This window comes from Flavobacterium notoginsengisoli (genome assembly GCF_042686225.1).
GTDB lineage: Bacteria > Bacteroidota > Bacteroidia > Flavobacteriales > Flavobacteriaceae > Flavobacterium > Flavobacterium notoginsengisoli.
Genome location: NZ_JBHUOT010000003.1, coordinates 414,391 through 434,450, shown reverse-complemented (window position 1 = coordinate 434,450; position 20,060 = coordinate 414,391). Strand labels below are relative to the sequence as shown.

Here is a 20,060-nt window from a genome sequence, read left to right as displayed (position 1 = left end):
TTTTTAAATGCAGTGCGGGCTGCTTTAAACCGCCGCCCGGATCAATTCAGGCCGCATCAGCGCAAAAGCAGACCTCGGTCCGCCTGGGGATCTTCCCAGTCCATTTCCATTATCCTGCGTATCAGGGATTTCAAATCCCCGTACAAGACGGGCTTGACGGCATAAGAATCTGCCCCCATACCAAGGGCACGCTCCACCTGGCGGGGATTTGCCGAGGTGGAAAAAATGATAACCCTGATGTCTTTTATATCTTCTCTGCCGCCGCGTATTTCTTTAAGGCATTCAAAACCATCTTTTAAATGCATCTGCAGATCAATAAGGATAAGGTCCGGGAGCGAGCCGGCCGGCGCAGAGAGGGCATCGGTCAGCGCTTTGCCGCTTTCAAAAAGCCTCAGGCCCTCCACAGGGAACATCTCATAGAAAAGCTCGGCAAAAATTTCCCTGTCATCGGGATCATCATCGGCAAAATAGATATTTTTCATAGTTTCTGGCACAATACGCCCCATTTTATCGGTAGGGCAGTTAAGCAATGTTGGAATTTAAAAAGTCATATCTAAAATCTATATTGACTTAAAACTTTAAAAATATCTGATTATGCAAAAGATTATTAACAGCTCAATATACGCAATTTTCCCGGCCTGTGAAGAAAAACAGGCCCCTAACTGCAGCCAATACTGTTTCCCGCAGGGTTTTTAAGCCCCTGCTGCCTGCTGCCAGCCTGCCAAGAACCGTATTAGAGGCCCCCGAATTTATTTTTATAGACATTGAGCTCCCTGTCGGTTTTTTCCAGCAGTTTCTCCAGAAGGGCAATTTTGTCCGTGTAGAGCGTGTTTAAAGCGCTGTGCTGCCCTGCAGCGGCACTGCTTTTAAATCTGGGGTCCAGGTACCCGCTGATGTCAAAGCTTATGATGTTTCTCACATCCATTTCAAAGACTGCCGCAATTTCTTCCAGCTTTTCAAAACTCACACTGCTTGCGCCTTTTTCAATTTTGCTGTAGCCCGCCTGGGTCATATCAAGCCTTAAGGCCATATACTGCTGGGTGTAATTTTTAAGCTCTCTCAGCGTTTTTATATTCTCATTTATTCTGCTGTACATAAATTTGGATTTTACTGTGTTAGATTCACACCTCCGGTCGGGAATGCCGGATCAGAGATGACTGCAGAAAAATAATTCACGAATCTCTCCTGCAATAACAAATGTCGACCCTTTGGGCTGTTTTGCCATGTACATGCCCCAAAGGGTTTTAGCTGTCCCGAAAACAGACCCGCAGGCTCCAGAGCCAAAAACACTGCACCGGCGGCAGTGCGCTAAAAACAGCTATACGGGCCGGCTGCCAAAAACAGCTGTCTTTTTTTATTGAAAAATAAACAAAAAAATAGAATTTTCAGGATTATGAGCAGTCCATTATTTATAATCGATGCTCTGCTGTTGGAAAAATTACGAAAATTATTAAAGGCAATTGATAGAAAAGCTGCACTATTTTATGCGTTCAGCGGGCAGAAAACAAATGTATAGTAAAAATATTATATTTAATTAAATGCAATATGGGCCGCAGAAGACCAATTATGCCTTTAAACCTGCTTGCAAAAGTTAATAAAAGCACAATTTATTTATTTTTTACCCTTTACCGCGTTTCAATAGACTACATTTGGATAAATTAAACAATTAAGATGCAGGAAGGTACAGTAAAATTCTTCAATGAAGAAAAAGGTTTCGGATTTATAACGCCAAATAACGGAGGAAACGAAATTTTTGTCCATGTTTCAGGCCTATCGGAAAATATCCGTGAGAATGACCCGGTGAGGTACGAGGTAAAAGAAGGCCAAAAAGGGCCGAACGCAGTAAATGTAGTGAAAGCCTAATATACTATAAAAACCACTTTGAAAAAGCATCTGTACATCACAGGTGCTTTTTTTTATAAACCAATGCAGCAGCCATTTTCGATACTTGCTAGATTAATTTTTTAAGCATTCCCCCGAATATAAAACCATGAAAGGGAAGCACGCAATACCAGTAGAGCCTGCCTATGAGCCCTCTGGGCTTAAAGGTTGCAGCCTGATATAAATCATTATTGACGATCTTAAATTCCAGCCAGGCCTCACCGGGCAGTTTCATTTCGGCGTATAAAATAAGTTTTCCCTCCGCTTTGTCCGCATACACCACACGCCAGAAATCCAGCGCATCCCCGGGATGAAGCTCATTTTTATGGGTCCTTCCCCTTCTAAGGCCCACACCTCCAAAAACCTTGTCGATAAATCCCCGCAGATCCCAGTGAACCAGGTACATCATTCCCTCCACTAATACCATTGAAAGGGATTACCTTTCTATGCAAAACGCAAACAAGTTTTTTCTAATAATTTAACGCGGCTATTGAGATTAAATTTGCCCTAATAATCCTCTACTTTAAAATAGATCTTTATCCTCCAGAAAAAAAGCCATATTTTGATTAACTTTTAGGCAAAATTTACTTTCAACTAGTTTTTTAAAACTGATTACCGGCAGATTACGTATATATCTTAAAAGTAAAACATGACTGCAAATTCATATCGTCTGCCATCGATCATATATAAATATCTTTTTATCAATGATGACCGCCCCATACCTTTTCAGGAGTTGTGCCTCTTTCTTTATAACCTGGGAAGCGACGCAGCTTTTTCCTTCGAAGCATTTTCTTCCGAAAAAGCCTACCAGACCCGCGTAATGGAAATTTTAATATTTCTTTCTGATATCAACCTGATTACTCTGGAACCGGAAACAGACGAAAGTTTTATTAACAAGATTTGCATGAACTAATTTTCCCCATATAAAAATGTAGTTAATCTCTTTACGACAGATAGCTTTAGGCATCTATTTCGAATATTAAAATCACCATTTGACAAATATTAAATCTGTATACTTCAGTTTGACATTCTCATTATCTGCTAAAGCTCACTGTTTTTATTTAATTTTACTTTCAACTGGTCCTACATTAAACATTATTCAATATGATGAAGAAAAAGTATAAAAGGTTTGATCGTGATTTTAAAGTAAATGCAGTAAAATTGAGTTATGAAAAAAACAGCGTCAAAGTATTCTCTGATGAGCTGGGAATATACCCAAATCTAATATGGAGATGGCGGATAGAATATGAAAAGTTCGGTGAAGGGAGCTTCAGAGGGGCGGGCTATGACAGATTTCATCCCGATGAAAAAGAGGTTTTCGATCTCCGGAAAAAAAACAAGGATTCCGAACTGCGGTATGAAATCTTAAAAGATGCCTCTCCTTACCTTTATCGAGGAAATCTGGTGATTTACGAGTTTATAAAAATAAATGAAAGCAGATATTCGATATTGAAAATGTGCGGAATTTTAGAAGTGGGCTACGGCAGATATCACAGATGGAAAACGAACGGCCTTTCTGAAAAAAAGAAATATATAACGCGCTTAAAGGAAGCTTTAAAATCATTATTTCTCCAGTTTAAAAAACATTATGGAAGAAACAGGCTAACAGTAGAGATGCATAAGCTTGGATATAAAATCTGCAAGGAACAGGTTTCTTTCTATATGCGGACATTAAGGCTCCGCCGTATTAAGAAAAGGAAATTTAAAATTACCACAGACTCCCGACACAAATATTATACGGCATCAAATATATTAAACAGAGCTTTTAAGGTTGAAGCCCATTCAATGGTTTGGGCATCTGATATCACCTACCTTCAGACCACCAAAGGCTTTCTTTACCTCACAATCATCATTGATCTTTTTGACCGAAAGATAATCGGCTGGAACCTGGGAGCACGTCTGGACAGCAAAAATACAACGCTTCCTGCCCTGCGCATGGCAGCCGAAAAGCGGAATGCGCCTGAAGGGCTAATTTTTCATTCCGACAGAGGGGTTCAGTACGCCAATCGGGCTTTTACACAAATGCTTGCTTCCTATAGATTCACGCCCAGCATGAGCCGCAAAGGATGCAGCTGCGACAATGCTGTTTCAGAAAGCTTTTTCAACACATTAAAAAGAGAATTGACAGATAAGAAAAGTAATCTTTTTACCCGAAAGCAGATGAAAACCGAAATATTTGAATTCATTGAAAACTGGTATAATACAAGAAGAATCCATACATCACTGAATAATAAAACAATACAACAGTTCAATAATGAATATTATTTAGAAAAGAACATTCAGTTATGAAAAAAAAGAACAGTTCATCCGATATTTATGCTGAAGTAATACTCTTAGAAAAAAAGATAAAAAAAACAGACCTGAAATTTGAAATTTTAAAGAACGCAGGACAATGCATTCTGCATGGCAAACCCAAAATATTTGAATTCATTAAAGAGAATGAGAGCCAATACTCTATAAGGCTGATGACCGAAGTTTTAAGCGTTAATAGAAGGGAATATCACAGATGGAAAAAAAAGCCGTTAAATGATACGCAGCTAAAAAAGATTTTAATGCAGCAGAAAATAACTTCTATATTTTTTGCTGCCAGACGGCGCTATGGGAGTGAAAGAATTTCAGTTGAACTGGAGAATTCGGGATTTAAATTATGCAACAGAACGGTTAGAAATTATATGTCAGAACTGGGGCTCTCAGCAAGAGGAAAAAATTATTGAAACAGATTCTCTTCAAATCCTCCATAAAATCTATATAGGTTTGCCGAGTTCTTTCACTTTAAGCTTTTAGTATCACTTAGAATTAAGATATTTTTAAGCTGGACCTCCTGAAATCCAAAGGTGAGATACTGGTGTGTTTTTTAAAATATTTTACAAAATAAGAATCATCACCAAAACCCAGACAATGTCCAATCTTACTGATAGTCCAATTAGTATCAAGGAGCATTCTTTTTGCTTCTGTTATAATCCTTTCGCAGATAATCTCAGAAGGACTTTTATCTAATAATTGATTGGTAAGACCGGATAATGTCCTAGATGATATTTGCATAAATTCTGCATAATGGGAGACTTTAAGTTCTTTTTTATAATTTTCTTCTACTAGATTGATAAATTTTATTAATTGCAGCTGCTTTTTATCCTTAGGAGAAATCTGGTGCCCATTAAATGTACTTGCATTTTGCCATCTGTACTGAAGCTGAATAAGAAATGCTTTGAAGTAAGACCTTAAAAGCTCTTCATGGCTGGTTTGATTTTTATCTTCTAATTCATTTTTGATCAGCTGTAAATATTCTTCTAAAATAAAGGCATCATCTCCGGTAAGTGAACAAGCAGGCTGACTGTGACTATCCGGCAGGACGTGTTTCGAAAAAAAAGCAATATCCTTATTGTCCTGAATTAGAAATTCTTCATTAAACTGAATTAAAACTCCGCTGTAATTGGTATTTCTATCGAAATAATGAACATCATCATTAGTCAGAAAGAAAAGAGTATTCTGGTCAATATCCCAGGCTTTAAAATTAACAAAATAGCAGCCATTTCCCTTTTTAAACCAAATGATCTGATAGTGATTCGCGGCATGAGCTTTCCTTCTTTTTTTATCATATTTTTTTAAATAATTATCAATTTCGTACACAGAAAACCTTGGCACATTATGCTGATATTGATTTAGATGATATTCAGCAGTATTATTGTCACTGTCGCTAATTCTTTGCATTCGCATTGATTAAAAAATTTATGATTGCCTGAGAGTAAAACCTGCATTAATCAATGAGATTTTACTCTCTGCATTTACTATTTTATACTCTTTATTTGTATTACAACTTTACCTTTCGCGCGGCCGCTTGCTACATATTGCAAGGCCTCATTAGTCTGCTCAAAAGCAAATACTTTATCTACTACTGGCTTAATAATTTCATTTTCAATAAGTTTTGTAATTTCCTGCAGCTGGCTTCCTTCGGCTCTCATAAATAGGAAACTAAAGTTCACATGCTTCTTTTTAGCCTTATTTCTTACACCAAAACTGAGCAGAGACATAATTATTTTGAAATACCACGGCAATCCTATTTCTTTTGCAAATTCAGGTGTTGGCGGTCCTGAAATAGAGATTATCTTTCCGTGAGGTTTTAAAACGTTTAATGATTTTTCAAGTGTTTTTTGATCCTGGCTGTTTATCACCACATCACAATCTTTAAGTATGTGCTCAAAATCATTCGTTTTGTAATCGATAAGTATATCAGCTCCAAGGTTTTTCAGCAGTTCAAAACTTTTTGTACTGGCTGTAGTGGCAACAACTGCGCCTAAGTATTTTGCCAGTTGTATCGCTATAGTTCCAACACCTCCTGAACCTGCCTGTATAAATACTTTCTGACCCTTTTTCAAACCCGAAAGCTCTACCAATGCCTGCCATGCTGTTAATGCAACCAATGGAATAGAAGCTGCCTGGTTCATAGAAATGTTTTTGGGTTTAAATGCCACATCTTTTTCATTTACGGCAATATACTCAGCAAAGGTTCCTATATGGTAATCCGCAGGGCGGGAATATACCTGGTCTCCCACTTTAAATTTCCTGACGTTTTTACCTACTTGGGTAATAATTCCTGCCACATCATGCCCCAGAATCATAGGCAGTTTATAAGGAAGCATCAATTTAAACTCTCCTGTTTTAATTTTCGAATCCAAAAGATTAACACCTGCCGCATAGACTTCAATTAAAACATCATTATTACCCACAACTGGATTTGCAACATCTGCAAGCTGAAGACCTCCTTTAGTATATTTATTTATGATAAATGCTTTCATATTAATTTTTTAAAAGTTGATAGCTCTTTTTCGGGTTAATTAATTTATAGGCAGTTTTTGGGAAAAATCTGTTAATTAGATTAAACAGTTTCGCATCCCCTACGCGTATGGTATAATTTTCCTTTTGCAGTCCGTCTACAAGTCCTTTTACCATTTCTTGAACCGATATTTTTTTATCTTTCCGATCTGCGGTCATTTCTGTAGCAACAAGCGGCGGGATCAGTTCAAATATTTTTACATTACTTCCAATTATCTTCAAGTGCTCACGAAGTGACACCGTATAGAAAGCCAGTGCTGTTTTAGAAGAAGAATATGTAGCTTCAATTAATGACGGAGCCTGACTCAATATTGATGTTGTGTTTATTATCGCTGAATCTTTTCTTGATTGCAGCATGTCCATAAACAGGTTGTTAAGTCTTATAACCCCAATATAATTAACTTCCATTTCGTAAGCTGCACCATCAATATGTTTGTCATTTGGGATACCTAAATTAGATGGCGGTACAAGTACGGCGGCATTATTATATAGAATATCAATACCGCCCAATTCTTTTACTTTATTAAAAAGAAATTTTGCATCTTCTTTATTTGCCGCATCGCTTTGTATTGCTGTGATCGCAGGATATGCTTTTTTAGCGGCATCCAATTTGGCTTGATTTCTTCCCGTAATGATTACTTTAGCACCAATTGCCAAAAACTGTTTTGCCGCTTCAAACCCAATACCAGAAGCTCCTCCGGTAATCAATATCGTTTTGCCTTTTATGTTCATAATGCTTTATTTAAAGAATTGTTTAGAATCACCTACCAGAACATCAATCTGATTTTTTTCAAGAGCTAAAAACAATTCATCTGCAACTTCATCTGGCGAAATACCGTTTGCTCCTCCTATCTCAGCTGAAAATTCAGTATTTACTAATGGCGGATAGACTTCATAGATTTGAAGATTTTTCTCTTCTTCATAAGTAGATCGCAGTGCGACAGTATAACTGTGCAATGCCGCTTTGGTTGCTCCATAAGTTGGAAGTAATTTATGGCTTCCAAATACGGCAATAGAAGAAATGTTAACAACCGCAGATTCTGTTTTTTGCAATAAGTGCGGTAATAAAAGCTCAGTGAAATGAATTACACTAAAATAATTGGTATTCATTTCTATAGCAGCTTTTTCGTGAGCATTTAAAGTTTCATTCAAAAGATAACTAAACGCTGCCCCAGCATTGTTAATGATTAAATTTAATTCTGGGTAATCTTCTTTTAATTGTTTTGCAATTCGAATTCTATCGGCTTCTAGAGATAAATCGCCTTGTATAGCCGCTGCATTATCCAATTGTTTTAAAGCATTTTGCAGACGTTCTTCACTGCGTCCATTAATTATTATTTTATTGCCTGACTTGCTTAATTTTTTGGCAATTGCCAATCCTATTCCGGCACTTCCGCCGCTTATGAATATTGTATTCCCTGTTGTTTTCATTTTTATTTCTATTTAAATTATTTTTTATTCTTTAGTTATCAAATTAATAAATTCTATTTTTAGACTTTTTAGTATATTTTAAAATAAACTTTTTGGTATATTTTTAATCAAAAAAAAATTATAAGACGTATTGTTCTAATTCAGATTTTAGGCTTTTCACAAGTCCCTGCATTGGTTTTGCTGTCCCCATAACTCTGCACATTACAATACCGCCTTCAACTGAAGCCGTGAATTTAAATGCAAAGACCGCAGGATCAAGTTTACTTGAAAATTCACCCGTATTGATTCCTTCCTGCAGCAGAGCCGTTAATTCCTGCTGGCCGCTCTTAAATACTTTGGCTACTTTTTCTTTTATAAGAGGATAATTGTCATCTGCTTCTACTGCTGTATTAAATATAGGGCAACCTCCAGAAATATAAGTATCAATTGGGTTCTTGTAGAAATCTAAAAATGCAAACACTTTACCTTTTATTGTTTTGGCTTGATAGACTGCCGCTCTGATTCTGTCCGAAACCATTTTTAAAGATAAATCTATAACCTGCTCAGATAAATCTTCTTTATTTTCAAAATGACCGTAAAGACATCCTTTTGTTAGTTTTGTAGCTTCGAGAACATCATCAATATTCACTCCCGATATCCCCTTTTCATTATAAAGCGGTACCGCAGTTTCAAGTATAAATTGTTTAGTTCTTTCAGCTTTACTAAGCATTGTAAATTAATTAGGGTACAAATATACTAAAAAGTATATTTTAAAAATTAAAATTAACACTAATTTAATTTTTATAAAATGTCAGCATAAGAAAATAAACGATTCAATTATGGGGAAATTAATTCAGCCGTTTCCAACTGTCAGAAAATAATAATTTTTCAGCCAGTATGGTTTCTCTTCTTTGATTGACCATTTTTATCCGCTATTTTAGCAATGTATTAGCTGATGAATATTCCAGCTATATACCAATTTTTAAAATAATTAATGACATTAAGACAATGCTCTATAGCATGGATAAGAAAATGGATACTAAAAAAGGATTTACTACCACAATATTACACTCAGACCGGCTATTAAAACCGGAATTTGGCGCATTACACCAACCTGTACATACTGCTGTGACCTAGGGTTATGAAGATGTGAATGGACTAATTGATGTTTTTCAGAATAAAACAAAAGGATATGCTTATTCAAGACAGGGCAATTCAACAGTAGCTGCTTTAGAGCACAAATTAACACAAATGGAAAATGGAATGTCTACTGTAGCCTTCTCTACTGGTATGGCTGCCATCACAGCCACAATTGTATCACTTTTAAAAAAGGATGATCATATCATTGCAAGTTCTTACTTATTTGGGAATTCACGAAGTATTATGCAGACTCTTAGTGAAATTGGCGTTCAAATATCTTATGTAGATGCTACCAGTGTAGAGAACATCCAAAAAGAGCATACATCAAATACAAAAATGGTATTTGTGGAAACGATTGCAAATCCTGCTACCCAGATAGCCCAGCTCGATGAAATTGGTAATTTCTGTTCCGAAAATAAAATCATTTACGTTGTAGATAACACGATGACTTCGCCTTATCTTTTTAAACCCATTAATGTTAAAGCGAGTCTTGTTATTAACTCTTTAACTAAATACATAGGCGGTCATGGCAATGCACTCGGCGGCAGTGTTACAGATACAGGTTTGTATGATTGTGCTGGTTTCCCAAACATTGCAGCAATTTTACGCGGCCAGATTAAACCTGAGATGCTTGGTATTACCCAGATCAGAAAAAGAGGATTACGTGATGGCGGAGGTACTTTATCTCCTGAAGCAGCACACAGCATTTCAGTAGGAGCCGAAACTTTAGCTTTAAGGCTGGAAAGAACTAGCAGCAATGCCTTACTGCTGGCAAATTTTCTTAATGAACATTTACTGGTAAAAAAAGTTAATTATCCTGGTTTAGCTGATCATCCGCAGCATAAAATCGCTTCGGAGCTTTTTAATGGATATGGCGGATTAATGAGTTTTGAATTAGATGATAAAATTGATGCCGTTACATTTCTAAATCGATTAAAAGTTGTTATTAAATCAAGTAACTTAGGCGATACCAGAAGTCTTGCCATTCCTGTAGCCAAGACTATTTTTCATGAACTTGGTGCTGATCGCAGAAAAGAAATGGGTATTGAAGATTCGTTAATTCGATTGTCGGTTGGAATTGAAGACATCAACGATCTATTAGAAGACTTTACTCATGCATTTAACTGATAATAAACCTTATAATATTTTAAATTTGATCAGTAAAAAATCATAAGCCCTCTCTAAGATTGAAAAGCTTAATTAATTTTATTCATTAAAAACTTCAAAGGAAAAGAGCGTTCAATTGAATTCTCGTTCCCTTTTTCATTGCATCTATTTGGATTTACTTTCATTTCGTATTTTTTCTCTATGCTGTATCCCCCATTTTGTCATGGCTCCTACAACTTCTTCTAAAGTCTGGCTGTAAGGAAGAAGTTCATATTCGATACTTACAGGATACCCCACTGCTACTTTTTTAAGCAGGAAACCGTTTTGCTCTAATTCTTTAAGCTCACTCGAAAGAACCCTTGCAGAAATACCTGTAACCTGTCTTTGAATTTCTGTAAATCTTTTATTTCCTCTGGCCATTGCAATAATAATCATCAATTTCCATTTTCCTCCAATTGCATACAATGCATCAGAAACTGCCATAAGTACAGTATTGCACTCTTCAGTAAATTCCTTGTTTTCTATCTTCTTTTCTTCTGTTTTTGACATAACTATCATTTTAAAAGCAACTAACCTTTTAGTAACAACTAATAAATTGTAAGCAAATGTACTGTAATTTTGCTTAATAATTTTAAAAATAACGAAATCATGACATTAGAAAATTTAAGAGTAAAAGAGGAATTAAGAAGCCTCATAGATGACTACGCTACTTTAGGTGACGAGAAAAAGATCTCACAGGTAATGGATTTATTTACCCCGGATGTTACCTATAAAGTTTATATGAATGGTACTTTAGTTTCCTCTGTTTCTCAAAGAGAAAACATGGAAAAAGAATTCAATCAGCATGCCGGCCATGTAAAAACTTACTTTACACTGAATGGACAGCATAAAGTAGAAATCGATGCAGATACTGCTACAGGCATTTCTTTCTCTCAATTAAAAATGATTAGAGAAGTGGAAGGAAAAGATATACTTTCAGACTACAGCGTTAAATATGAGGATGAGTATGTAAATCATAATGGAAAATGGCTGATAAAGAATCGCATAGGACATTTTATCATTATAGAAGTTAGACAACTTAATAATTAATCTCATTAACTAATCAATGAAAATAAAAAAATATCTTACGATCTCGCTTTTGATATTAACTGCTGTGATGGTAGTTTTAAGCGGTCTTATGAAAGCCATCCAGCTTCCGTGGTCAGTTAATGGACTGGTAAAATTTAATCTGCCTAATGCAGCGACAACACTTGGCTTGATGGAAATGACTTTAGCTGTTTTATTTATATTTCCTAAAACCATGCGCATCGGTTTTATACTGCTTTCTTGCTATTTTGCCGGAGCAATGGCAACAGAATTATCACATGATGGTTCAATGCTCAATCCGGCAGTGCCATTGTCTCTAATCTGGATAACAGCTTTTCTGCGTGATAAATATTTGTTTATAGGATCTTTAGAACCAAATCTAGAAATCCAAAATAATAACGTAAATATTATGAGTGAATAACCTCCAAAGTCAAATTATTATACAGGTTCATATTTTTCAAAGTGTACCAATGATTAGAAAAAATTTTACATCAATCACCAAAAGGACATCTAAACCAAATTTACAAAGCCAATCGAATACGGACACAACATGTAGTACGCCAATCTCTTCAAATCATCCAAAAAAGATGTTGTAATTTGCCCTGTTCCCGTCACACAGCCAGATGGTGCCAATTGAAGACAATTGGCGCTATTTTTTTATTTGCACTACTAAATGAGCTAACTTTAGATCATTTTTGCTTTTTTCTTTCTTTCTTAGTAATCACTACCACTAGAAAGGAAATAAATCAATTTTTAGCTTCTGTGGAAGAACAATTATTAAGAGGAAGATATATTTTTATTTTCATCAAAATCAGCAGAAATAAGTATCAAATTTTGACATTAATAATCTCAAAACTATTATTTAATTTTGCTAAAAACTTACTTAAATTATCCATTTAAATACTAAGTTATGTAGTCTCATTTACAATTATATTAGTAGCTTCATTTATTGAATTAACGAAATCACATTTTTTAACGTTTTTTAACATTAAACCTTTACGATACATACAAACCTCTTCAAAATAAAAAACTAAACCAATTATCTTACAAATCAATCGAAAAATAAGCCAATTTCTTTAAATCATTCATAAAATGATTTGTAAATTGTGAACTAAACGTCACACAGCCAGATGGCGCCAATTGAAGACAATTGGCGCCATTTTTTATTTAAGCTCAATAAATACGCTGTCTTTGAATCATTTATGCATTTATTTTTATTCTTTAAAATAATAGTAAATTGCATCAGCGTATATATTTATATAAAAAATTGCGCAAATAGTTGATTTACCCTTCGATAACTTAACAGGATTCGAACATCAAAAAATATAGTAGAAATTAAGTATTCGTTAAATAGAAAATTAGCAAAATATTCAACATACGAATTTTAGACTCAAAGCTTTATTAATCAAAAAAATGCTATGTGGGTAACTAAAGATACCATCGTCTTCGTACTCAACTATTGTAAACTTGTTCGTAAAAATCTAAAAAAGAGAATGTTCTTGATTGTTGACAGAGGATTGGAATGATGAAATTTTCAGTCACGTAATATGCAGGAGAGATTTAATTAAAGTTACGCGATGAAACCCTCATTGAAATTCGACATCTTTACGCTGTCAAATGAGCAAGGTTTCATATTAGTCCCTGGTAATACTTCCTGTAGATTTCCTCTGCAGCCGGCGTGATATAATGCATAAAATCTTGATACTGCTGTTCGCTTCGAAGGACTAGCTCATGTACGGTTATAATTTCATTAAGCCGCCTGTTTGCCAGTATAACAAATTCATCTATCTCAATCAGATGCTTATAAGTAGCCTGTTCCTTTTCAAAACCAGTTAGTCTGTCGAGTTTTATTCTCTTTTCATTGATTAGGTTTTCAAGTTCTTGGGTATATTCTTTTTTTATCAGCTCTTCTTTCATGAATGTAATTTTTTAAAACTTCACATTTATATCATTACTGTCTGTGCTTATTTTTGGATTTTCCTTTTTGAGAAGCTCCGACAGCAGGTGGTTAATTTCAGATTCCTGCATACTATAATCCAGTTCCTGTTCTGTATTAAAATGGAATACCAGAAGCGAGGCTTGTTCAGCATTTTTATTATCCACAGCGGCCGCAGCACCTATATAGTTGAGTTCTAGCTGGCCAATGTGAAGCAGATCCGTAACAAAATGGAGGTCTGTTTTTTCGGGAAGTATTAACTGCCCTGTTTTGAATATAATGGTGTGTTTATACATTATTTCTTATTTAAATTTCAGTATTCTTCTGAATACTCTCTTACTAATTTAAGACAATTAATCCATTAAAAATCTCCCAGCCTTAATTCTTTAATTCAAACTGTGGAAATTTGTGACGTACCAGGAGAACTGATTCTATTTGGATCTGTTGGCGCTTTACTATTATCATCTTACTTAAATAAAAACGGGCATTCGAACGCAGGTTCTATATTGGAAAGTTTAGCCGTCCCTATTATTGGCATTGGACTTGCTAAATATAAGGACGTTATAAAATCTCAAATCGAAAGCGCCGCAGGGACTGAACAAGAACCAGTCGTATCTCAGTCCGACACATACTAACTACATTGATGAAGCAGCCAAGCTGGTTATTAAAAGTATTGCGAGCTTATAAAAAACAAATTTTTCCTTGATACTCGAGGGAAAAAAAATGAGCAAGTTAATTTTGCAAAATATCTTTTACTATTCGCAGAGAAGCTGCTTCACAAAAATCCAGACCGGAATAATCTGGATTTAAACCACCAATATAAGGCACGGCCATGATGTATACATTTTTATTATAAGCGCCGTATTGGTCTATAATTTGAAAATTATCATTTATGGCTATTCCTGATACTTTAAGAAAAAAGTCTCCGTATTCATCTTGATCCACCTTATCTGGATCTGCTGTAAATGCGGTATGACCTGCCTCAGATGATTTAAATTTTAAACGTGCTGGACTAATAGCTTTCTGCTCCAGCAGAGTATTGAACGGAAAATCTTCATAGGATAAATGCGGCTGTCCGACACAATCTATAAATGTTTTATAAAATACTGAACGATCACTGCCACTATCTTTAAAATTGTAAAATACTCCTCCTCCATTCTGCGGTTCAACTGTGCTGTCATCTCCGACAGAAACCAGATCTAATATTCCAGCTTGATGAAGAGCCAATAATTCTTCGCATGATTTTTGGGGAACAAATGCAATTACTATGGAAATAAGAGGCATAAGCACTTTTTGAAGCCGCAGCATATCTTCTGCCGAAAAATATTTGGCAGGATGATTCATTGCAAAACTTAAAACAGCCAGCATTTCTTTCCAATAAATAGATTCCTGCCTTTTAATAGATTTCTCAGCCTGCACATATTCGGCTTTTAGAAGCTGAAAAGGATCAAGACGTTCCCGCAGTTCCATCATATCAGCTACAAAATCTTCAATTGAAAAATCCTTGATCCGCTGATAAAATTCAGGATCTTTTGCGCGGAATATATCTTTGAAATCCTTTTCAAAAATAAAATCAAGCGATAAAAAACCATTATTACCTTTTCTGTGCTGCTCTATTTCTTCCTTAGTTAACAAAGAGTCATTCGAAAGATGTGAATCTTCTAAATGAAAACGAACCGCAGGAAGCATACCACTTCTGGAGTGCATCATTATTCTAAAATCAGCACTTTCAGGATTTAATTTGAAATAAAGAGCATCGTCAGATCCTTTTTCAAATGAACCGTTATTTCTTGCCAGAGTTCTTATGGCATCAATAGCAGTTAAAGAAGAACCTTTTATTGCAATAGGATGATTAAAATGCTTTGCCAGTTTTACAGGTGGATATGGAGCATCATAATAGCCTGCAACTTTACCTTCATACCGGATTGGCCACTTGTGTCCAGTGCAGATAACAGCGTAGTCAAATTCATAAATACTTTCATTACTAGTTTCAACTTTTACCACTTCATTTTTTACGTCATAATTCACGTCAGTAACTATACTTTCAAAATGTACGGTAGTGCTAATCCCAGCTTCCATTCCAGCTTTGCATAAAATGTCGAACTGTGCAGAAAGATAGCTCCCAAATAGCAGTCTCGGCACGACTTTGTATTCGTTAAATTGATCTGGTTTAATATTAAATCTTTTCAGTAAGTCCGCTGGTGCGTTATAGATCCACTCCGACATGGTAGATACAATGTGCGGTACTTCATTATCGGATACATTAGTGATATGCTCCATACTGGAACCTTCGGTACTGTAAGGCATCCCTGAACCAAGCTCTTTTTTTCGCTCAAAAATTGTAATCTCAAAATCATTAGAGCCAGATTCTACCAATCGCTTATAAATAAAAAGCCCGCTCGGACCTCCTCCCAAAATTGCTATGCGTTTTTTAGTATTTTTAATATCCATTTCATTTTTGATTATATGTTTACTCTTAGAAATTCTGAAACATCCCAAACTATTACCGAATAGAATGTTGTGAGAATGATAACTGCTATTAATTACAAATATCAATAACGATTTGTCTTGTAGCTTATATGATTCAAATAGTAAATTATATAATTAAGGTTATGACTGCAATAAAATGACAAACATCATAGAGTTAGATTCTTATTTCTGAGAGCTTTTTAACATTAAACCCTGAAGATAATACAAACCGTTGCGAAATGAATATTAATATAATTATCTTATAATTAACTTCATGGGAATTATGAAACTCGTTTTTGTAATTATACAAAATTAAACCAGTAAACTGCTCTATTTTTACTGCTAATGAAATTGAATTATTTTATTATTAACTTTTACTTTCTTATAGTAATGCCTTAATCGCCTGATAAATTAGTCCAGAGTGTGTATTACAGCAAACTATAACAGCAGTTAGATTAAATACAATAAAGTAAAGAGATTTAAAGTCTACTTTAGTTGATAAAATAGACTTTAAATTAAAAGGATTATACCTCTAGGGTCTTGTGCCAGTAATTGAATCTTTACTTTGCGGAGTCGAATTTCCTTTCGGCTTTAGCGTTTTCCCTTTTTTTTGCTCAGAACGCTGTTTGTAAACTGTGTCGCCTTTTCTTGTATTAGAACTTTTTTGAGTAGTTGTATGTTTACTTTTCTTGGCTTGAATAGTATCAGTACTCTGTTTTTTCTTAGCAGGAGTTTCCTGCGCTGATGCAAATCCAAAAAAGAAGATCATACAAAAGCTGATAATTAAATTTCTCATCATTTTTTATTTTAATTAATAATTTGATTTTCAAAACAATACATTTTGTTTCATTGCAAATTTTACTATTTTGTTTATCTGTTATTTACACTAACAAACATTTAAATTATAGGATTACCATAAACCCTCATAAAAAATGAATACAAATGAATCAATACTAAAAACAGCTTTAAATTATCAATTTCCCGTCGTAGCAATTGGAACTGCTGCAAAAGAAATTGATTTATTAAAAAATATAATTTCTGATTTTCCAGCAGATACAGGAATGGCTTATATTATTTTTGAAGATTTGTCTTCCTCACAATCCAGTAATCTTGCAGAAATACTTTTGTTAAATTCAAAAATGCCCGTGATTGAAATTGTTCACGACATAAATATAAAGCCCAACAATATTTATATTGTTCCTGAAAATAATCTTTTGGTCTTAGAAAACGGATTACTGCAGCTAAAACCCACCATTAGAAGCAGTAAAGTAAATAATTGTCTGGATACGTTTTTTGAGTCTATCGGTCATGCCTATCAAAGTTATTCTCTAGGTTTAATGCTTACTTGGACACCTTCTGATGGATCTACAGGACTTAAAAAACTTAAAGAAGCAGGCGGTTCGACAATTGCTGTGCTTACCAAAGGAGGTTTTACACAAAATGCAGTTACATCAGAATACATCGATTATTTTGTATCTGCGGCTGATGTTGGTGAAAAGTTACTTCAAATCCACGAAAGTAAATTAGTTACTCATTCTTACGAGGACAAAGAAAACACTGCAGATGAACAGGAATTATTTGAAGAAATTATTTCGATATTACTGCAAAAAACAGGTACCGATTTTCAGCATTATAAACATACAACCCTGCGAAGAAGAATTGCCAAAAGAATGGTGGTAACCAAACAAGAAACCACTGAAAAATATTTGAGTTTATTGAAAACCAATAGTAATGAACAGGATTTTTTATTTAATGATATACTCATACCTGTAACTTACTTTTTTAGAGATCAGCAGGCTTTTGATAATTTATGCGAAAATACATTTCCTTCGCTGATTGAAAACTTAACAATTCCTGTACTTAGAATCTGGTCTTCGGGATGTTCTACCGGCGAAGAAGCCTATTCAATCGCTATCTGCATTCACGATTATTTGGAGAAAATAAACAGACTAGAAGTAAAAGTGCAGATCATTGCCTCCGATTTATCTGAAAAATGCATTTCTAAAGCGCGTGCAGGAATTTATACACAGCAAGACGTAAAAAATATCAGCGAAAACAGATTAGAAAAATACTTTACAAAAAGAAACAACAGTTTTCATGTCAATAAAGTAATTCGGGATATGTGCGTTTTTGCGGTTCATGATTTAACAAAAGATGCTCCTTTTGCAAAAATTGATTTTATTTCCTGCCGAAATGTACTGATTTACTTCGATAACGATTTGCAAAATCAGGTTTTAGCAACATTTCATTACGCACTTCGCGATAAAGGAATTTTATTTCTGGGTAAATCAGAATGGGCGCATCACGTTCCGCACCTATTTACTGCGATTGATAAAACCGATAAAATATATACCCGTAAAACAGTTTTGCAACTTGACCGTAATCAAGTCTTCCGTTCTGATTTCATTACAAATCCCTTTACAAAAGAGATTCAGGAAAATTTTCCTAACGAAAAAGACTACAGAAAAATTGCCTCAGATATTCTACTAGAACAATTTTCTCCTGCTGCAGTAATAATTAATGAAGAGCTTGAAATTGTCCATTTTCATGGCGATACAAGCCCGTTCTTGCAGCCCGCATCAGGAAAACCGAGTTTTAACATTCTCAATATGGTACGAAATGAGGTCGAATTTGAACTCCGAAATTATATTCTAAAAGCCCGAAATGAGAAAAAGAATTTTTCAGGAGAATTTACCGAAGTCAAAAAACAGCCTTTTTTAACTTCATTTGAAGTAATTTATCTTCCAAACCACACTGAACTGCTGCTGATTATATTCTGCAAAAGGACTAATGATAGGAAGAATGAACAAATTGGAAATTTAAATCCAGAACATACGTCACAGATCGAAAAAGAATTGACACAGCTTAGAGGCGATTTTAAAAAAGTAACCGAAGAACAGCAGATTTATTTTGAAGAACTCCAGACTTCCAACGAAGAACTATTGAGCAGCACCGAGGAATTACAAATCATGAATTATCAGCTTGAAAGCTCGACTATTGAACTTCAATCTAATAATCAGGAATTATCTTGTATTAATGATGAATTGAAAGACCGCAGAGAAGAACTCGCCACTATGCGCAACTTTTATGAATCGATTGTAAAAACGATTAGAGAACCTTTAATCATTATTGATAAAAATTTTACTATCAAAAGTGCCAATCCTTCTTTTTATGCCTATTTCAAAACTACAGAAGAACAAATCGAAGGTTTATCTATTTTGGAGATTGGAAATTCGCACTGGAATATTCCTGCCTTTAAAGAATCTGTATTAAAAAAAACAAGTCAAAAGGATTTGGTAGAAAATTTCAAAATACAATTTGATTTTGATGGTATTGGAAAAAAAACAATATTGATCAACGCCTCTCCGATCGTCAATTCAAATCCAGACGGAATGATTTTATTAGCGCTTGAAGATATTACGGATTTAGAACAAAGCCATGAATCTTTAAAAATGAAAAATTCTGAACTTAAAGCCTATAATAAACAATTAGAATCGTTTACTGCCGCAGCAAGCGAAAGTTTACTGGAACCGATTCGTAAAATGTATATGTTTGGCAAAAAAGTACTGGACGGCGAAAAAGCGTTAACCGAAAACGGCAGACATAATTTAAGTCGCTTATTAAGTTCGGCTGTAAATATGAATAAGCTTATTGAAGATGTAATTGATTATTCTAAAATAAATTTTGTGCAGAAAGAATTCAAAAAAACAGACTTAAATCTGCTTCTAAAAAAAACAATTAATGATATAAAGACTGTAAAAAGCGAACAGAAAGCTGTAATCAACATAACAACTTTACCAACTCTACGCATTATTCCTTTACAATTGCAACAGCTTTTTACTCATTTGATATCTAACTCTATCAAATACGCCAAACAAACCACTGTGCCAGAAATTACAATTGGAGTCGAAAATGTTTCTGCCGAAGAAATAATTGATTTTGGGGCAAATCCTGGAATCAATTACATAAAACTTTTTGTTAGTGATAACGGAATTGGTTTTAGCAAAAATTTTGAAACACTCATTTTTGATCCATTTTACAAACTTCAAAATGATAATCAATATGGAAGTGGACTTGGATTAACGCTTGTTCAGAAAATTGTTTATAATCATAAAGGATTTATCAAAATTTCAAGCGAGCCCAGCAAAGGAACTATTGTATATATTTATCTTCCCTCGTAAAAAAAATCAAAGTTCAAAAT

General features: G+C 34.7%; 20 protein-coding genes and 1 pseudogene. 8 read left to right on the top strand and 13 right to left on the bottom strand.

Going from position 1 to position 20,060, the window contains the following annotated elements; all coding sequences use genetic code 11:
* Window positions 1-56: 56 nt before the first annotated feature.
* Window positions 57-482 carry a response regulator gene (locus tag ACFS3A_RS09720; RefSeq protein WP_379825220.1) on the bottom strand — a complete coding sequence of 142 codons (426 nt, stop codon included), beginning with the start codon at window positions 480-482 and terminating at the stop codon, window positions 57-59.
* 251 nt (window positions 483-733) lie between these two features.
* Window positions 734-1,096 carry a helix-turn-helix transcriptional regulator gene (locus ACFS3A_RS09715; protein ID WP_379825219.1) on the bottom strand — a complete coding sequence of 121 codons (363 nt, stop codon included), beginning with the start codon at window positions 1,094-1,096 and terminating at the stop codon, window positions 734-736.
* A gap of 575 nt (window positions 1,097-1,671) precedes the next feature.
* On the opposite strand from ACFS3A_RS09715, the gene ACFS3A_RS09710 reads away from it, so the two are divergent.
* Entirely contained in the window at window positions 1,672-1,863 is a 192-nt protein-coding gene (locus tag ACFS3A_RS09710) for a cold-shock protein (protein ID WP_281865516.1), read from the top strand.
* Between the two features lie 88 nt (window positions 1,864-1,951).
* On the opposite strand, the pseudogene ACFS3A_RS09705 reads toward ACFS3A_RS09710, so the two are convergent.
* Window positions 1,952-2,272: pseudogene (locus tag ACFS3A_RS09705) on the bottom strand (DUF2867 domain-containing protein); the annotation flags it as partial.
* A gap of 258 nt (window positions 2,273-2,530) precedes the next feature.
* Here ACFS3A_RS09705 and ACFS3A_RS09700 point away from each other — a divergent pair.
* From ACFS3A_RS09700 to ACFS3A_RS09690, 3 genes are all read left to right on the top strand, one after another.
* Window positions 2,531-2,794: a hypothetical protein gene (locus ACFS3A_RS09700; protein ID WP_289660427.1), complete on the top strand. Its 264-nt coding sequence runs from the start codon at window positions 2,531-2,533 to the stop codon at window positions 2,792-2,794.
* A 194-nt stretch (window positions 2,795-2,988) separates the two neighbouring features.
* Entirely contained in the window at window positions 2,989-4,170 is a 1,182-nt protein-coding gene (locus tag ACFS3A_RS09695) for an IS3 family transposase (protein WP_379825340.1), read from the top strand.
* Complete coding sequence (locus tag ACFS3A_RS09690; RefSeq protein WP_379825218.1) at window positions 4,167-4,595, top strand: transposase; 429 nt, start codon at window positions 4,167-4,169, stop codon at window positions 4,593-4,595. Before ACFS3A_RS09695 ends, ACFS3A_RS09690 begins: the two co-directional genes overlap by 4 nt.
* An 82-nt stretch (window positions 4,596-4,677) precedes the next feature.
* On the opposite strand, the gene ACFS3A_RS09685 is transcribed toward ACFS3A_RS09690, so the two are convergent.
* The 5 genes from ACFS3A_RS09685 to ACFS3A_RS09665 all read right to left on the bottom strand — a co-directional run bounded on the left by ACFS3A_RS09685 (window position 4,678) and on the right by ACFS3A_RS09665 (window position 8,851).
* Window positions 4,678-5,589, bottom strand: a complete 912-nt coding sequence (locus ACFS3A_RS09685) for an AraC family transcriptional regulator (RefSeq protein WP_289660429.1) — start codon at window positions 5,587-5,589, stop codon at window positions 4,678-4,680.
* Window positions 5,590-5,666: 77 nt separating this feature from the next.
* Window positions 5,667-6,674, bottom strand: a complete 1,008-nt coding sequence (locus ACFS3A_RS09680) for an NADP-dependent oxidoreductase (protein ID WP_289660430.1) — start codon at window positions 6,672-6,674, stop codon at window positions 5,667-5,669.
* A gap of 1 nt (window position 6,675) precedes the next feature.
* The gene (locus ACFS3A_RS09675) at window positions 6,676-7,443 is read right to left on the bottom strand and encodes an SDR family oxidoreductase (protein WP_289660431.1); all 768 of its coding nucleotides are present in this window, start codon (window positions 7,441-7,443) and stop codon (window positions 6,676-6,678) included.
* Between the two features lie 6 nt (window positions 7,444-7,449).
* Window positions 7,450-8,142, bottom strand: coding sequence for an SDR family oxidoreductase (locus ACFS3A_RS09670; RefSeq protein ID WP_289660432.1), 693 nt, complete (start codon window positions 8,140-8,142; stop codon window positions 7,450-7,452).
* A 118-nt stretch (window positions 8,143-8,260) separates the two neighbouring features.
* Entirely contained in the window at window positions 8,261-8,851 is a 591-nt protein-coding gene (locus ACFS3A_RS09665) for a TetR/AcrR family transcriptional regulator (RefSeq protein ID WP_289660433.1), read from the bottom strand.
* Between the two features lie 419 nt (window positions 8,852-9,270).
* Between ACFS3A_RS09665 and ACFS3A_RS09660 the strand changes: the two genes are divergently transcribed.
* Complete coding sequence (locus ACFS3A_RS09660) at window positions 9,271-10,389, top strand: cystathionine gamma-synthase family protein (RefSeq protein ID WP_379825217.1); 1,119 nt, start codon at window positions 9,271-9,273, stop codon at window positions 10,387-10,389.
* 144 nt (window positions 10,390-10,533) lie between these two features.
* On the opposite strand, the gene ACFS3A_RS09655 is transcribed toward ACFS3A_RS09660, so the two are convergent.
* Entirely contained in the window at window positions 10,534-10,917 is a 384-nt protein-coding gene (locus ACFS3A_RS09655) for a winged helix-turn-helix transcriptional regulator (protein ID WP_379825216.1), read from the bottom strand.
* A gap of 99 nt (window positions 10,918-11,016) precedes the next feature.
* On the opposite strand from ACFS3A_RS09655, the gene ACFS3A_RS09650 reads away from it, so the two are divergent.
* Both ACFS3A_RS09650 and ACFS3A_RS09645 read left to right on the top strand, forming a co-directional pair.
* Window positions 11,017-11,457 carry a nuclear transport factor 2 family protein gene (locus tag ACFS3A_RS09650; protein ID WP_379825215.1) on the top strand — a complete coding sequence of 147 codons (441 nt, stop codon included), beginning with the start codon at window positions 11,017-11,019 and terminating at the stop codon, window positions 11,455-11,457.
* Between the two features lie 16 nt (window positions 11,458-11,473).
* Window positions 11,474-11,875 (top strand): DoxX family protein, encoded by a 402-nt coding sequence (locus tag ACFS3A_RS09645; RefSeq protein ID WP_379825214.1) that lies wholly within the window; start codon window positions 11,474-11,476, stop codon window positions 11,873-11,875.
* Between the two features lie 1,208 nt (window positions 11,876-13,083).
* Here ACFS3A_RS09645 and ACFS3A_RS09640 read toward each other — a convergent pair.
* The 4 genes from ACFS3A_RS09640 to ACFS3A_RS09625 form a co-directional block, all read right to left on the bottom strand.
* Window positions 13,084-13,371, bottom strand: coding sequence for a hypothetical protein (locus tag ACFS3A_RS09640; RefSeq protein WP_379825213.1), 288 nt, complete (start codon window positions 13,369-13,371; stop codon window positions 13,084-13,086).
* Between the two features lie 12 nt (window positions 13,372-13,383).
* The gene (locus ACFS3A_RS09635) at window positions 13,384-13,686 is read right to left on the bottom strand and encodes a hypothetical protein (protein ID WP_219071376.1); all 303 of its coding nucleotides are present in this window, start codon (window positions 13,684-13,686) and stop codon (window positions 13,384-13,386) included.
* A 436-nt stretch (window positions 13,687-14,122) separates the two neighbouring features.
* Window positions 14,123-15,841 (bottom strand): FAD/NAD(P)-binding protein, encoded by a 1,719-nt coding sequence (locus tag ACFS3A_RS09630; RefSeq protein ID WP_379825212.1) that lies wholly within the window; start codon window positions 15,839-15,841, stop codon window positions 14,123-14,125.
* Between the two features lie 550 nt (window positions 15,842-16,391).
* Window positions 16,392-16,655 (bottom strand): hypothetical protein, encoded by a 264-nt coding sequence (locus ACFS3A_RS09625; RefSeq protein ID WP_379825211.1) that lies wholly within the window; start codon window positions 16,653-16,655, stop codon window positions 16,392-16,394.
* A 136-nt stretch (window positions 16,656-16,791) separates the two neighbouring features.
* On the opposite strand from ACFS3A_RS09625, the gene ACFS3A_RS09620 reads away from it, so the two are divergent.
* Window positions 16,792-20,040, top strand: a complete 3,249-nt coding sequence (locus ACFS3A_RS09620) for a CheR family methyltransferase (RefSeq protein WP_379825210.1) — start codon at window positions 16,792-16,794, stop codon at window positions 20,038-20,040.
* The last annotated feature ends 20 nt before the right edge of the window (window positions 20,041-20,060 follow it).

What these genes read in the sequence shown, in the direction of transcription:
- ACFS3A_RS09720 (WP_379825220.1), bottom strand. Translation starts at nt 482, where the DNA reads ATGAAAAATATCTATTTTGCCGATGATGATCCCGATGACAGGGAAATT.
- ACFS3A_RS09685 (WP_289660429.1), bottom strand. Translation starts at nt 5,589, where the DNA reads ATGCAAAGAATTAGCGACAGTGACAATAATACTGCTGAATATCATCTA.
- ACFS3A_RS09635 (WP_219071376.1), bottom strand. Translation starts at nt 13,686, where the DNA reads ATGTATAAACACACCATTATATTCAAAACAGGGCAGTTAATACTTCCC.
- ACFS3A_RS09655 (WP_379825216.1), bottom strand. Translation starts at nt 10,917, where the DNA reads ATGTCAAAAACAGAAGAAAAGAAGATAGAAAACAAGGAATTTACTGAA.
- ACFS3A_RS09680 (WP_289660430.1), bottom strand. Translation starts at nt 6,674, where the DNA reads ATGAAAGCATTTATCATAAATAAATATACTAAAGGAGGTCTTCAGCTT.
- ACFS3A_RS09645 (WP_379825214.1), top strand. Translation starts at nt 11,474, where the DNA reads ATGAAAATAAAAAAATATCTTACGATCTCGCTTTTGATATTAACTGCT.
- ACFS3A_RS09650 (WP_379825215.1), top strand. Translation starts at nt 11,017, where the DNA reads ATGACATTAGAAAATTTAAGAGTAAAAGAGGAATTAAGAAGCCTCATA.
- ACFS3A_RS09620 (WP_379825210.1), top strand. Translation starts at nt 16,792, where the DNA reads ATGAATACAAATGAATCAATACTAAAAACAGCTTTAAATTATCAATTT.
- ACFS3A_RS09675 (WP_289660431.1), bottom strand. Translation starts at nt 7,443, where the DNA reads ATGAACATAAAAGGCAAAACGATATTGATTACCGGAGGAGCTTCTGGT.
- ACFS3A_RS09710 (WP_281865516.1), top strand. Translation starts at nt 1,672, where the DNA reads ATGCAGGAAGGTACAGTAAAATTCTTCAATGAAGAAAAAGGTTTCGGA.
- ACFS3A_RS09640 (WP_379825213.1), bottom strand. Translation starts at nt 13,371, where the DNA reads ATGAAAGAAGAGCTGATAAAAAAAGAATATACCCAAGAACTTGAAAAC.
- ACFS3A_RS09715 (WP_379825219.1), bottom strand. Translation starts at nt 1,096, where the DNA reads ATGTACAGCAGAATAAATGAGAATATAAAAACGCTGAGAGAGCTTAAA.
- ACFS3A_RS09630 (WP_379825212.1), bottom strand. Translation starts at nt 15,841, where the DNA reads ATGGATATTAAAAATACTAAAAAACGCATAGCAATTTTGGGAGGAGGT.
- ACFS3A_RS09690 (WP_379825218.1), top strand. Translation starts at nt 4,167, where the DNA reads ATGAAAAAAAAGAACAGTTCATCCGATATTTATGCTGAAGTAATACTC.
- ACFS3A_RS09625 (WP_379825211.1), bottom strand. Translation starts at nt 16,655, where the DNA reads ATGAGAAATTTAATTATCAGCTTTTGTATGATCTTCTTTTTTGGATTT.
- ACFS3A_RS09700 (WP_289660427.1), top strand. Translation starts at nt 2,531, where the DNA reads ATGACTGCAAATTCATATCGTCTGCCATCGATCATATATAAATATCTT.
- ACFS3A_RS09670 (WP_289660432.1), bottom strand. Translation starts at nt 8,142, where the DNA reads ATGAAAACAACAGGGAATACAATATTCATAAGCGGCGGAAGTGCCGGA.
- ACFS3A_RS09665 (WP_289660433.1), bottom strand. Translation starts at nt 8,851, where the DNA reads ATGCTTAGTAAAGCTGAAAGAACTAAACAATTTATACTTGAAACTGCG.
- ACFS3A_RS09695 (WP_379825340.1), top strand. Translation starts at nt 2,989, where the DNA reads ATGAAGAAAAAGTATAAAAGGTTTGATCGTGATTTTAAAGTAAATGCA.